Annotated in this window: 12 protein-coding genes and 1 tRNA gene; 9 read left to right on the top strand and 4 right to left on the bottom strand. The window is 66.0% G+C overall.

From position 1 onward, the window contains the following. Positions 1 to 772: 772 nt before the first annotated feature. Positions 773 to 2,287 (top strand): hypothetical protein, encoded by a 1,515-nt coding sequence (locus tag NATPE_RS05610; protein ID WP_006179734.1) that lies wholly within the window; start codon positions 773 to 775, stop codon positions 2,285 to 2,287. 76 nt (positions 2,288 to 2,363) lie between these two features. Here NATPE_RS05610 and NATPE_RS05605 read toward each other — a convergent pair whose 3' ends face one another. Further along, a complete protein-coding gene (locus NATPE_RS05605; protein WP_006179735.1) occupies positions 2,364 to 3,155 on the bottom strand; it encodes a hypothetical protein in 792 nt (263 codons plus the stop codon). Positions 3,156 to 3,328: 173 nt separating this feature from the next. Here NATPE_RS05605 and radB point away from each other — a divergent pair, with 173 nt between their 5' ends. After that, positions 3,329 to 4,036, top strand: a complete 708-nt coding sequence (gene radB, locus NATPE_RS05600; RefSeq protein WP_006179736.1) for a DNA repair and recombination protein RadB — start codon at positions 3,329 to 3,331, stop codon at positions 4,034 to 4,036. 72 nt (positions 4,037 to 4,108) lie between these two features. On the opposite strand, the gene NATPE_RS05595 is transcribed toward radB, so the two are convergent. Then, positions 4,109 to 5,266: a CBS domain-containing protein gene (locus NATPE_RS05595; protein WP_006179737.1), complete on the bottom strand. Its 1,158-nt coding sequence runs from the start codon at positions 5,264 to 5,266 to the stop codon at positions 4,109 to 4,111. 104 nt (positions 5,267 to 5,370) lie between these two features. Between NATPE_RS05595 and NATPE_RS05590 the strand changes: the two genes are divergently transcribed. The 4 genes from NATPE_RS05590 to NATPE_RS05575 all read left to right on the top strand — a co-directional run bounded on the left by NATPE_RS05590 (position 5,371) and on the right by NATPE_RS05575 (position 8,245). Further along, positions 5,371 to 5,697 carry a lycopene cyclase domain-containing protein gene (locus NATPE_RS05590; RefSeq protein ID WP_006179738.1) on the top strand — a complete coding sequence of 109 codons (327 nt, stop codon included), beginning with the start codon at positions 5,371 to 5,373 and terminating at the stop codon, positions 5,695 to 5,697. Between the two features lie 72 nt (positions 5,698 to 5,769). Continuing rightward, entirely contained in the window at positions 5,770 to 6,510 is a 741-nt protein-coding gene (locus NATPE_RS05585; RefSeq protein ID WP_006179739.1) for a CAP domain-containing protein, read from the top strand. Between the two features lie 109 nt (positions 6,511 to 6,619). After that, positions 6,620 to 7,402, top strand: coding sequence for a YihY/virulence factor BrkB family protein (locus tag NATPE_RS05580; protein WP_006179740.1), 783 nt, complete (start codon positions 6,620 to 6,622; stop codon positions 7,400 to 7,402). Positions 7,403 to 7,492: 90 nt separating this feature from the next. Beyond that, positions 7,493 to 8,245, top strand: coding sequence for a hypothetical protein (locus NATPE_RS05575; RefSeq protein ID WP_015298812.1), 753 nt, complete (start codon positions 7,493 to 7,495; stop codon positions 8,243 to 8,245). A gap of 47 nt (positions 8,246 to 8,292) precedes the next feature. On the opposite strand, the gene NATPE_RS05570 is transcribed toward NATPE_RS05575, so the two are convergent. Further along, entirely contained in the window at positions 8,293 to 9,201 is a 909-nt protein-coding gene (locus NATPE_RS05570) for an AEC family transporter (protein ID WP_006179742.1), read from the bottom strand. Positions 9,202 to 9,332: 131 nt separating this feature from the next. On the opposite strand from NATPE_RS05570, the gene NATPE_RS05565 reads away from it, so the two are divergent. Then, a complete protein-coding gene (locus NATPE_RS05565) occupies positions 9,333 to 10,319 on the top strand; it encodes a hypothetical protein (protein WP_006179743.1) in 987 nt (328 codons plus the stop codon). 275 nt (positions 10,320 to 10,594) lie between these two features. Here NATPE_RS05565 and NATPE_RS05560 read toward each other — a convergent pair. After that, positions 10,595 to 10,669: transfer RNA gene (locus NATPE_RS05560), tRNA-Val, on the bottom strand. A gap of 184 nt (positions 10,670 to 10,853) precedes the next feature. Between NATPE_RS05560 and trpD the strand changes: the two genes are divergently transcribed. Beyond that, the gene (gene trpD, locus NATPE_RS05555) at positions 10,854 to 11,921 is read left to right on the top strand and encodes an anthranilate phosphoribosyltransferase (RefSeq protein ID WP_006179744.1); all 1,068 of its coding nucleotides are present in this window, start codon (positions 10,854 to 10,856) and stop codon (positions 11,919 to 11,921) included. After that, the gene (locus NATPE_RS05550; RefSeq protein WP_006179745.1) at positions 11,918 to 12,574 is read left to right on the top strand and encodes a phosphoribosylanthranilate isomerase; all 657 of its coding nucleotides are present in this window, start codon (positions 11,918 to 11,920) and stop codon (positions 12,572 to 12,574) included. Before trpD ends, NATPE_RS05550 begins: the two co-directional genes overlap by 4 nt. The last annotated feature ends 4 nt before the right edge of the window (positions 12,575 to 12,578 follow it).

Genomic DNA, 12,578 nt, shown 5'->3' with positions numbered 1-12,578 from the left:
AGCAGACTAGCGACGAGTACGACTGTCAGTATCGTGTTTCGTGTCATGTCTATCGTTCCAGGAGACACGAACGCTGAACGGGTCTGCCGTGCGACCGATAGCTGCCGCTCGTCGGCTACGGCTGCGATCGGTGCATCGCCTGCGGCCACCCGCTCGCTGCGTGTCTCCCGACTAAGGCCCACATCGGAGATTCATATGAAGGGGGGGAACGGTTTCGTTCCATAGCAACGGTTGATAGTACCGTTTCAATTCCTATCTCGGATTGATCGATCGTTTCGGTGTAGGCACTCGATTCGAGATCAACGAGTGCGTATGGCGACCGTACGGAACGAATAGTCCGCGATGCTGGCGGTCATTCCGCAGCGAAACAGGGTTGTACGGCCGGTATATCGTTATTTCTGGCACTCTAATCCGGACTTTCCGCTCCGTAACAGCTACTCGAGTTACGATTCGATTACTCGTGACCGTCTCATCGTTACGGGAATCTCGGAGATGCGATGTTCCGAGGGCTGTGATCCGGTACAGCGGGTCTCCGTATCGATTGACCGCCGACGATTGCTCTGACGATCACGTTCCGGGAATTCCGCGTAAGCGTCCCCCTTCAATGCGGTATCAGCCTTCTTCGGCGCGGAAATATACAGATAACAAAGTCTGTAATCGGGATAGGAGGGTTTGCGACGCACAGCCCTAGCAAGAAACCACAATCACGACTCAAATCAAACGATCAATGACAACCGACACGACGAGACGATCACGAACTACGACTTTTCTTATGGCCTGTATGGTCGCCCTGTCGATGGTAGCGGCCGTCCCGGCGGCTACCGCAGGCGGGGACGCCGCGTCGAACAGTGACACGATACACACGCTCGAGGACGGCGACGAGCTGTATCTCGTCTTCGGCGCGGACCTCGGCGACATGTCGCTCGAGGAGTATGTCGACGAACACGCGGACGGGACGAGTAGCTCGGCCGCCGAAGTCATCCAGCACCAAGACGTCGATCAGGTCAACATCAACGAACAGGGATCGGCGGTCTCGATCTCGATCGACGGCGGTGAAGCGACGGCCGTCCAAGAGGCCAACCAGCAGAACGACAACGTCCAGACTGGTGAGGCAACGGCCGGCAACGTCGAGGTTCGAACCGCACAGACGCAGTTCGAAAACGTCGGCACGGTCAACATCATCATCGGCGACGGCGGCGACCAGCAGTTCGACGGCTGGGGAATCAAAGACGAGAAGGGCGACGACGAGACGGTCACGCAGGAAGCCATCGCCGGCGTGACCCAGTCCCAGGCGGTCGGCCAGATCAACTACAACAACCAGAGTACCGCGTTCGCGTACGCGATGAACGACAGCGATGCGACCGCGCTCCAGCAGTCCTACCAGCGCAACGAGAACCTCCAGGAGGGAATGGCAAACGCCTCGAACGTCTACCTCGGTGACGGCGAGTTCGGACACGCGAAGGACAAGTCCGGCGACGACGCTGGTGTCGGCCAGAGCGCCGAAGCGCTGCTCAACCAGTCCCAGGACGTCGCGCAGCAGAACGTCAACGAACAGGGCGGTGCGGTCGCCATCGCGATCGGCGAGAACAGCACTGCCACGGCGATTCAGTTCACTGACCAGAGCAACCTCAACGAGCAGTTCGGCAGCGCGACCGCCTCGAACCTGATGGTCTCGTCACTCGGGATGAACGTCGCCACCGCCGGCGATGTCGACGGCGACGTCCTCTCGACCACGACTGACGCACACAAGCCCGACAAGAAGGACAAGGTAGACGGTGTCGACGACACCGAACAGACCGCTACCGCGGGCATCGCCCAAGAACAGGCGGTCGAGCAGCAGAACATCAACTTCCAGAACACCGCGATGGCGCTCGCGGAGAACGGAAGCGAAGCGACGGCGATCCAGCTCGCCTACCAGCAGAACTACAACGCGCAGGTCGCCTACGCCGACGCGCTCAACGTCTACGCGAGCCCGGGCTACGTCTCCGACGACGTCACTCGGACCTCGAGCATGACCGTCACGGTCGACGGGAACGCGGGCATGGCTCCCGGCACGTCGTACGACTACGCCGGGAACGCCACGCAGACGAACGACGTCGAGCAGGAGGCAAGTGCCGCGATCGCCCAGCAGCAGGTCATCACGCAGCAGAACCTGAACGAACAGCACAGCTCCATCGCGGTCGCCGAAGACGGCGGCAGCGCCGGGAGTTCACAGATCAGCATGCAGGAGAACGAGAACGTCCAGCTCACGTCGGTCGCCTCGACGAACACCTGGGTCGGCGCGTAACCTCTCGAGCCGTCACACGGTCGGTTTTCGACCGCAGTGACCGACGTATCCGTTTCTTTTGTCCGGTTTTCCGACGCTACGACGACGGCTCCGAGCCGTCGGCCTCGTCCGTCTCGTGCGACTCGGTTTCCGAGCCAGTTCCATCGTTGCGGTGTTCCGCGAGCGCCTCGTCGATCGTCAACTCGCCGGCGGCAACCCGCCGGGCCAGTGCCTCGTCGATCGCCCGATTGTGGTCGCTTCGCTCGCGCGAGCGGTCCTTGATGACCTGAATCTCTCCTTCCGTCGGCTCGATCTTGCGGGCGTCGACGACCTCTCCCTCGAGGCGAGCGATATTGACCGCGGCCAGCACGTCGCCCATCCCCCGCGAGCCAGTGCCCAGATAGGGGGTCGTCCCCGTCTCGTCGACGAGTTCGACCCGGACGTCCTCGAGGTCGGTGACGAGTTTCGCGCCCTCGAGGCGGGAGCCGTCGCCGATCCGGACGACCGGCGAGGGCGCGTCGCTGGCCTCGCGTTCGATCACGTCGACGGCGTCGGAAAGGGGAACCTGAAAGGCGGCGACGACCGTCTCGCCGGTGAGGACGGCGATTCCGGGTTTACGGCCGGGATCGACGCCGATGATCGTCCGACCGCCGTCGCCGCGGACGGCCGCCAGCGCCCGGTCGACCGCACGCCGTGGATCGTCCGGATCGGCGACCACGGTCGTCGCGTTCGCGAAGGCGTCGGCGTTGTCCCCGTCGGTGATGACGACGGCCGCCCGATCCGGTAGCTCTTCATCGAGTTCGATGGTCGTAAACGTCGTTCCGCGGTCGCGAAGTTCGTTGACGACACCGTGGTACACCTCGAAGTCCGCCGTAGCGACGACGATCACGGGCGACCTTCGCCCCCATCGGAGATAAACGTACGCGAACGGATTCCATCGTCGAGACGAGCGGTCGGAGTCGCGAGCGCCGACAGTATCGGACCGCGATCGCCCGCGTGGTGGGTCGAAGTCCCGCCCCGTCGTTCCGGGGCCTTTTTGCGCGTCCCCAGTCAACTCGAACCGTGACCGACGAGGCGATCCCGACCGGCTGTGGCCCGGTCGACGAGTTGCTCGACGGGGGGTTCGAACGCGGGACCGTCACGCAGTTGTACGGCCCGCCGGCGGCCGGGAAGACGAACCTCGCGCTGTCTGCCGCCGTCCAGACGGCCGTCGGCGGGGGAACTGTCGTCTACATCGATACCGAAGGCGTCTCGGTCGACCGCTTCCAGCAGTTGCTCGAGGGAAGCGTCGACGGGGACGACCTCGAGGCCGTCGCCTCGCGGATCGTCATCGAAGACGCCGTCGATTTCGAGGAACAGGCCGAGGCCGTCCGCGACGCCGAGGGGTTCGCCGAGCGCGCCGAACTAATCGTACTGGACAGCGCGACGGGCTTTTACCGACTCGAGCGGACCGCCGACGGCGACGAGGGGGAAGCGCTGCGAAGCGTCACCCGGCAGGTGACCCACCTGCTCTCGCTCGCGCGCAAACACGATCTGGCGGTCGTCCTGACGAATCAGGTCTTTTCGGACCCGGATTCGGACCGGACCCGTGGACTGGGTGGCAACACGTTGGAACACTGGACCGGCACCGTCGTCCGCTTGGAGCGGTTCCGGGGCGGGAACCGACGCGCGACGCTGGAGAAACACCGCTCGAAGCCGGCCGGCGAGTCGGTTCAGTTCCGGATCACGGATCGGGGGCTCGAGGGCGGCGAGGAGTCGGCCCGACACTGAGCCGTCTCCGACCGGCCGGGGGCCGGTGTCCAGTCCGGGGTTGGAAAAAACGAATCGGGGTCGACGTCGATGCTACAGTTCGTTGAGTTTCCGCAGGAGCTGGCCGCGGTACTCCTCGTCGCTGGTGACGCCTTTGAGTTCGAGGACGTTGCGCTCGAGTTTATCGAGCGCGACGCGGAAGGCGTTTTCCGAGCCGTAGCCCTCACCGGTGCCGGCGACTTGACCCTTGTTAGTACGCAGTCGGATCTGTGACTGCACGAGCGGCGTGCCGCGGAGTCGCTCTTGGTGTTCCTTGAATCGAACGTGGGCGTGCATCACCTGCATGTCCTGGTACTTGTCGACGACGTCCTCGATGTTCTCGACGATCCCCTCTCGAGTGATGGTATCGAGCATCGAGATGTTGGTGATCTGGACGTCCATGTGTTCCTCCTCGGTGAAGGTCAGCGCCCGCAGGACGTCGGTCTTGGTGATGACGCCGATGACGACCCGGTCGTCGTCGGCCGGCGTGACCATCAGCCCCGCGTAGTCGTTGCCCAGCATCCGCTCGACGGCTTCCTCCGCGGTCGTGTCCAGCGTGGTCGTCTCGACGGGGCTGGTCATGATGTCGTAGACCGGCACGTCGAGCAGGCGCTGGCTGTCACCGACCCGGTCGCCCGTCGTCGTCGTATGGTTTTCCCGGATGACGAAGTCGGCGATGTCGTGGGTCGTGACGACCCCAGCGAGGAAGCCGTTCTCGTTCATCACGGGCAGGCGGGAGATGCCGTGTTCGCGCAGGAGATTGATCGCCTTGCCGATCCCGTCGTCCTCGGTGACCGTGACCGGGTCGGCGGTGTAGATGTCCTCGACGGTCAGTGCGTCGAGGTTCTCCAGTACTGCCTCGAGGATCGCGTCGTCGGTGATGACCCCCCACAGCTCGCCGTTCTCGAAGACCGGCGCGACCTTCGCGTTGCTCTCGACGAGGACGCGGGCGGTCTCCCGGACGTCTTCCTGGCGGTCGACCTTGGGCGATGGCGTACTCCGACTGGGCTTCGTGAGTGCCGCCACCTTGGCGTCGTCCTCGACGTGGGACTGGAGGATCTCCCGCTCGCTGATGACCCCCTCGTAGTCCCCGTCGTTCGTGACGATAATTCCCTTGGGGTTGCCGTCCTCGAACATGGACCGGACTTTCCCCATTCGCGTCCCGACGTCGACTTCGATGAACTCCGTGGTGGCGATATCAGCGATATTCATCCTTCTACGTGAACGTAGTGCCGCCGGGGTATTTAAGATACTGCCCGTTTTATCCGGGTGGCTCCAGCCCGGGTGTTTTTATACTGGCCGTTGAATGGCCGTCGATGTTCGACATCAGCGTCTTCGGACGCTACACCTACCTCGTGACCGAACTCGTCTGGGGGATCGTCGCCGCGCTCCTGTTGCGCCGCGCGAACGCCGTTCGGAAGGCCGGCGTGACCATCCTCGCGCTGTACCCCATCGCCTACGTCTGGGACCGGTACACCCTCGCCGTCGGCGTCTTCGATATCAAACTCCGGACCGGGATCGACGTCGCCGGCATCCCGCTCGAGGAACACCTGTTCATGGCGGTCGTCCCCGGTCTCGTGATCGGCATGCACGAGACGATCTTCGGCGACGGGGCGGACGGGGTCGCGGTCACGGACCCGTAATCGGTCCCTACCGCTCTCACTCGCTGTAGTCCGTCCCGACGCTCTTGTACCGTCGAGTCGACGGTCGATCCGATGGACGGGAGCCGGTCCGACGGAACGGGACACGACCGCGCCCGGCGGTGCGACCGGGCACTGCTTCGGGGACTCCTGAGTCTCCTCGTCGCGATCGCGCTCGTCGTTTCCCTCGCTGTCGGAACCGCCGTGTTCGCCCCGCAGGTGACCGACGGGTTCGGCCTCGGCGAGGGGCCCGCGCCCAGTTCCGAGCCGCCGCCGGCCGGCGAACGCAATCCGCCGGTAACGGATCCCGACGACCCGGGTACGACCCGGTACGAAACCGACGTCGAGACGATCACCTCGCCGACCGTCGAGGACTTCGTCCACGCCGAGATCAACGAGCGGCGGGCCGAACACGGCCTCGAGCCCCTCGAGTGGGACGGGACCGCCGCGTCGGTGGCTCGCGCACACACTCGTGACATGGGCCAGCGGGACTACTTCGCACATACGAACCCCGACGGCGAGGGGCCGTACGACCGCTTCAGAGACGTCGACGACTACTGTCGGGCCTACGGTGAGAACATCGCCATGACCTGGGTCGATCGACGCGTCGAACGGCCGACCGGCGGGGTCGTTCGCTACGAAACGGCCGAGGCCCTCGCGATCGGTCTGGTCGATCAGTGGATGAACTCCACCGATCACCGGCGGGCGATCCTCGAGGAGGGCGAAACGCCAACGTGGGACCGGGCGGGGGTCGGCGTCTACATCGACGAGGACGGCGCAGTCTACGCCGGCCAGAACTTCTGTCGCGAGTGGTAAGTATCGCCACGGGCGCGAGTCGGTCGGCGGCTACCGCTCTCCCCGATACCGGACGACAGGAACTGCGAACGATTTACACGTTCATAGTCCTGACCGTCGTACGAACTGTATGGAGCTTCCGGAGACGGTCACGACGATCTATCGGACAGCGAGCGACCGCGATCTAACCTTTCTCGCGGCCGGCTTCGCTTACTACGCGTTCGTGTCGCTGATCCCGCTGGTCCTGCTTGCACTCGTCGTCGGCTCGCTGCTGGGCGGCGAGGCGGCCGCAGAGCGGCTGATCACTGTCGCCGGGGATTTCCTCCCGGCGTCGGGCGAAGACCTCGTTACCGAAGCCCTGACGACCGAATCGGGACGGGCCGAGGCGACCGTCGTCGCGCTCGTCGTCGCCGCCTGGGGTGCGCTCAAGGTCTTTCGAGGGCTGAGCCTCGCGTTCGACAAGGTCTACGACGAGGTCACCGAAGAGAGCCTCGTCGGACAGCTCGTGGACGGACTGACGGTACTCGTCGCGGGCGCGGGCGCGATCGCGCTGATGATCGGGATCGGGGCAGCGCTCAGGCTCGTCACCGGTACCGTGCCGTTAGCCGACTTCCTCGGCTGGCTCATCCTGCTTGCCGGGCTCATCCTCGTCTTCCTGCCGATCTACTACGTCCTGCCACCGATCCCCGTCGACGTGGCCGAGATCCTCCCGGGCGTGGTCTTCGCCGCCGTCGGTTGGACCATCCTCCAGTTCGGGTTCCAGCTGTACGCGGCCAACGCCGCCCAGTACGAGGCCTACGGGGCACTCGGTGCCGTGTTGCTGTTCGTTACCTGGCTCTACTTCGCGGGCATCATCATTCTGATCGGGGCCGTCCTCAACGTCGTCCGGGCGAATCCGGCGCTCGCGGAGTGATTCGCCCCCCGCGTCTGGACACAGCTACGGACCCGCCGTTCGACCACCGACAGGGGAAGGATTATGTCGCCGGCAGCGACAGCCACCATCATGAGCGACGAGCGATCATCCGGTCCCTCCACGGCCGACGAGACGGACGCGGCCGACGCCGACTCGGACGATGCCTTAGAGCCCGGTGGCGGTCCCCAGCGGGTCGTCTCCGAGGAAAGCGTCGACGACATCCTCGAGTCGCTGGATTCGACCCAGTCGGATCCCGACTCGAGCGATGGAAACGCCGGCTCGAGCGACGAGGCCGACGACACGGCGACCAGTGAGTCCGTGACGGCTGCGTTCGACGAGGACGACGTTCCGACAACCGATCCCGTGACCGACGACGGCGACGACGAGCAGTCGTCGGCGCGAACGGACACCGCTCCGGCCGACGACACGGCAGCCGAACCGACCCCGGAGCCGAGTGCGGGCGAGGATCACGACAGCACGTCCGCGGACGCCACTGAGACGGAGCCGGCGTCGATCGACGACGCTGCCGCTTCGATCCCGGACGACGCCGACCTCGAGGACCTCGCGGCCCGCGTCGAGGCGGGCGACGTGACCGGCGCGGACGTCCGCGCGGCCGAGGCCGGCGAAGGCCGCGAATCGACCCCCGAGATCGACGATGTCGATCTCTCGATGGACGACCTCGAGACGACGGCCGCGTCGGGGTCGGCGGACGACGACTGGCCCGACGACGCCGGCCCACTCGCCGGCTCGGTCGATCGCGACGGAAACGGCGGCGGAAGCGACGACGCGTCCGACGACTCCCCCGGTCTGCTCGGGCGGCTCAAGCGATTCTTCTCGCCGTAACGCGGCGTCAGCTTGTGATCCTTGCTCGAAGGAGCGCCCGCAGTCGCTCAGCCGACCAGTGTAATGAGGACGAACAGCGTCGCGATCGAGGACAGCGTCGTGACGAAGACGTTCAGCGACGCGAACTCCGGGTCGCCGCCGAGTTCGCTCGCGAAGACGAACGTCGAGACGGCCGTCGGCGTGCCGAGCATCACGACGCTGGCGATAAACGTCGCGGTGTCGACGGCCAGCGCGGAGAAGACGAGCCACGCGAGGGCCGGCATCACCACGACCTTGCAGGCGACGACGGCCGCGGTCGTGGCCGCGTCGATCGAGGACCGGTCGATGTCCAGCGATGCGCCAACACAGAGCAACGCGACGGGCAGCGCCAGCGACCCGACGGCGTCGAGACCGACGGCAACGGGTGACGGCACCCCGAGCCCGAGCGAACCGATCGTCAATCCGGCAAGCAGCGTCACGAGGACGGGGTTCGTCGCGAGTCGCCGCAGTTCGCCGGTAACCGTCGCGCCGGCCGCGTTGAGTGACGAAAGGATGACAACCGTCAGCGGGACCTGCGTCAGCGAGACGACGCCGAGTACCACGCTCGCGATCGCCGTGACCGTCGGATCGAACGTCGCGGCGACCAGCGGCAATCCCAGATAGCCCAGATTGGAGTGATACGACTGCACGATCGCGACGCTCCGGCGCGCGCTCGAGTCCCGATGCCAGTGGACGACCCAGGCGACCCCCGCGGTTCCGAAGACGACGAGCAAGAGCCCGCCGAGCAGCGCCGGCGAGAGCAACGCGGCGATCGAGCGATCGAACGTCGAAACGAAAATCAGTGCCGGGAGCGCGACGTAGTAGGCGAGGTCGTTCAACAGCGCGGTCCGGCGGTCGTCGAGGACGCCGATCGCTCGGACCCCCGCGCCGCCCACCAGGACGACGAGCAGTGCTACCAGCCGACCGACGACCTCCATACCCCGTCCCAGTCGGTTCCGTGGTTTGTACCGTTCGATCCGGTTCAACGGGATTTTATAATAGATAACGGGACTCGTCTACTATCATGACTGTAAACCGCCGTGATGTGTTGAAGCTCACAGGTGTTTCGATGGCAGCGGGTGCCGCCGGCTGTCTCGGGTCCGACGACGAAAGCGGCAACGGGAACGGAGACGGCGAGGACTCCCCGCCGACGTACGCGCAGTGGCTCACCACCGACGACGAGGGCGCGGTCGGGTTCATCTACATCGACTGGTCGGACTTCGAGGACTCCGAAAGCGACGACGAGACGCAGGACGACGAACTGGGCGAAGAGTATCAGAACGACCCGATGATGGGGCTGCCGATGGCCGGGACGATGGCGGCGGGATTCGTCATCGCGTTCGGACTCAACTCCTACGGTCTTACCGGCGTCCTCGAGGCGACCGACTCCGAGGACGTGGAGTCGCTCGACTCGAGTGCCAACGCGACAGTCGTGGCCAATCAGGCGGTCGTCCTGCCCGGCGATATCGACACCGACGAAGTGGCCGATGTCCTCACCGCCGAACCCGAGTCCGCATTCGCGAAGCAGTACGAGCGAACCGACGCGATCGACGACTACGACATCTTCACCCCCGGCGACGGGAGTGCCGACGCGATCGCCGTCGGCGAGGACGCGATCGTCTTCGTCAGCGGCAACGAGGTCACCGATCCCGTCGCCACAGTCAAGACGCCGATCGAGGCCGCCGCGGGCGACGCCGAGCGGGCGACCGAGGAAGTCGCGGACGTCGAGTGGTTCCTCTCGGCCGCCGGTCACGGTGCCGTCGCGTACGGGGGCTACGGTGACGAGTTCGAAACCGACGTTGGTGGTGACGGCACTACCAGCGGCGACGGGGCGTTCTCGGACGTGGAGTATCCCGAACTCGAGGGGCTCGAGGGGGGCGTCAGCTCGCTCTCGCTCGACGGCGATGGTGGTGGCTCCGGCGAGTTCGCCGCCGTCGTCGGCGACGCGGATGCCGACGCGCTCGAGGACTCGCTCGGTTCCTCCGCCGACGAGCGTTCGGTCGATGTCAGCGACGACCGGGTGACGGCCTCGGCGACCTGGGACGCCGTCGAGTAATCGCGACTACGAGCGTCGTCCTTCGACCGGACCCCGACGGTCGGGAGAGACGACCCCCGGACGGTGTCGCTCGTTCGGGTGCGATTTTCCGCCGGTTTCTCGGACCCAACTGCCCCTCGAGAGCGACGACTGCAGGATCGGACCGACGGGTCCAGCTGGTCGAAATTGTGGACGACTTCCTCGGGACGACAGTCGCATTCGGTCGCGAAAAAGGCGCCAGCCGTTCCGTTCGGGCGTGGACCTGTCGCTCGCACCTCGTTGTTGCGTCGTAGAAGTGGGTTGGAGCAGATTTGAACTGCCGGCCTCCTCCATGTCAAGGAGGTGTCGTAACCAGACTAGACCACCAACCCTGGTTCGACCTTCGTCCGTGGCCTGCGTCGCCACGTCCGCTGCATTCAATCATTGCCGGGCACACTAATTGAAGGTTTCGAATCGACCGCCGTACGCGACTCGTCCGCACGCAGCCGGGCGACACGCTTAAGTCGATGTACTGATTTGGGCATTACAAGACAACTACGTACATTGGTGTTCACTATGCAGGACTACGTCGAACGAGTCACGGACGGGCAGGATCTCACGCAAGCGGGCGCTCGAGCGGCCTCGGCGGCCGTTTTCGAGGACGCGACGGAGGCACAGATCGGCGCGCTGCTGGCTGCGCTGCGAGCGAAAGGCGAGACCGAAGCCGAGATCGCCGGCTTCGCGGAAGGGATGCGCGATGCGGCCCGAACGATCTCGCCGGACCGGGCGCCGCTGGTCGATACCTGTGGCACCGGCGGGGACGACTACGACACGATCAACGTCTCGACGACGAGCGCGATCGTCGCCGGCGGGGCCGGCGTTCCGATCGCCAAGCACGGCAACTACTCCGTCTCCTCCTCGTCGGGCAGCGCGGACGTCCTGGAGGAAGTCGGCGTCGACGTCGAAGCCGAGCCCCCGGCCGTCGAGGAAGCCATCGAGGAGGACGGTATCGGGTTCATGCTCGCGCCGGTCTTCCACCCGGCGATGAAGGCCGTCATCGGCCCGCGCAAGGAACTGGGGATGCGGACGATCTTCAACATTCTCGGCCCGCTGACCAACCCCGCGGGCGCGGACGCACAGGTCGTCGGCGTCTACGACCCCGACCTCGTTCCCGTCCTCGCGAACGCGCTCGCACGGATGGACATCGAGCGCGCGCTGGTGGTCCACGGCGCGGGCACCGACGAGATCGCGATCCACGGCGAGACCCGAGTCGCAGAAGTCTGCGCGGAACGAAGTTCCGCGAACCCTCGAGCGGCGGAGCCGCGAGACGACGGCGAGTCGGTCGAGGAGTACACCCTCGAGCCGGCCGATCTCGGCCTCGCTGAACACGACATCGCCGACATTTCGGGCGGCTCGCCCGAGGAAAACGCCGCGGACATGCGCGGGATCGTCGAGGGCGACGTGACCGGCGCGAAACGCGACGTCATCCTCGCGAACGCGGGCGCGGCGATCTACGTCGCCGGCGAGGCCGACTCGCTCGAGGACGGCGCGGACGCGGCCCGCGAGGCCATCGAGTCGGGCGCGGCCGCCGAGAAACTCGACCAGTTACGCGGCGTCACGGCCCAGCCGACCGGGGACCGATGACCCGGGTCAAGATCTGCGGCCTGACTGACGAGGCCGACCTCGAGGCGGCGATCGACGCGGGCGCGGACGCGGTCGGCATCATCTGTGACGTCTCGGTCGACACGCCCCGCGAAGTCTCGATCGAGCGGGCGACGGCGCTGGCGGCGGCGACCCCGCCGTTCGTCACGAGCGTCCTCGTGACGATGCCCGACGGGCCGGCGGACGCGATCGAACTGGTCGAGGAGATCGAGCCCGACGCGATCCAGATCCACAGCGACATCCGACCCGGCGACCTCGCGTACCTGCGCGCGAACCTCGAGGCGGAACTGCTGCTCGCGGTCGACGCCGACGACGCCGCGACCGCCGAGACCTACGACGAGATCGTCGACGGCCTCCTCGTCGACACGGGCAGCGCCGAGGGCGGCGGTGGGACCGGCCGCACCCACGACTGGGACCGGACCCGTACCGCCACGGCCGACCTCGAGTCGCCGCTGATCCTCGCCGGGGGTCTCACCCCCGAGAACGTCGGTGACGCGGTCCGGACCGTCGCGCCCTTCGCCGTCGACGTCGCCAGCGGCGTCGAGGAGCGGGGCGGGGTCAAAGACCACGAGGCCGTTCGCTCGTTCGTCGACCGAGCCAAGACCGCCCGCAAGCGGGCGGAGCCCGACGCGTGACTCC

The sequence above is a fragment of the Natrinema pellirubrum DSM 15624 genome (genome assembly GCF_000230735.2).
In the GTDB taxonomy this organism is placed as follows: Archaea; Halobacteriota; Halobacteria; order Halobacteriales; family Natrialbaceae; genus Natrinema; species Natrinema pellirubrum.
The sequence above is the reverse complement of the archived record's forward strand: the minus strand, read 5'-3'. Positions and strand labels throughout refer to the sequence as shown.

Coding starts and splice junctions, on each gene's coding strand:
- NATPE_RS05550 (WP_006179745.1), top strand. CDS start 11,918: ATGACCCGGGTCAAGATCTGCGGCCTGACTGACGAGGCCGACCTCGAG.
- NATPE_RS05575 (WP_015298812.1), top strand. CDS start 7,493: ATGAGCGACGAGCGATCATCCGGTCCCTCCACGGCCGACGAGACGGAC.
- NATPE_RS05590 (WP_006179738.1), top strand. CDS start 5,371: ATGTTCGACATCAGCGTCTTCGGACGCTACACCTACCTCGTGACCGAA.
- trpD (WP_006179744.1), top strand. CDS start 10,854: ATGCAGGACTACGTCGAACGAGTCACGGACGGGCAGGATCTCACGCAA.
- NATPE_RS05565 (WP_006179743.1), top strand. CDS start 9,333: ATGGCAGCGGGTGCCGCCGGCTGTCTCGGGTCCGACGACGAAAGCGGC.
- NATPE_RS05610 (WP_006179734.1), top strand. CDS start 773: ATGGCCTGTATGGTCGCCCTGTCGATGGTAGCGGCCGTCCCGGCGGCT.
- NATPE_RS05570 (WP_006179742.1), bottom strand. CDS start 9,201: ATGGAGGTCGTCGGTCGGCTGGTAGCACTGCTCGTCGTCCTGGTGGGC.
- NATPE_RS05585 (WP_006179739.1), top strand. CDS start 5,770: ATGGACGGGAGCCGGTCCGACGGAACGGGACACGACCGCGCCCGGCGG.
- NATPE_RS05595 (WP_006179737.1), bottom strand. CDS start 5,266: ATGAATATCGCTGATATCGCCACCACGGAGTTCATCGAAGTCGACGTC.
- NATPE_RS05580 (WP_006179740.1), top strand. CDS start 6,620: ATGGAGCTTCCGGAGACGGTCACGACGATCTATCGGACAGCGAGCGAC.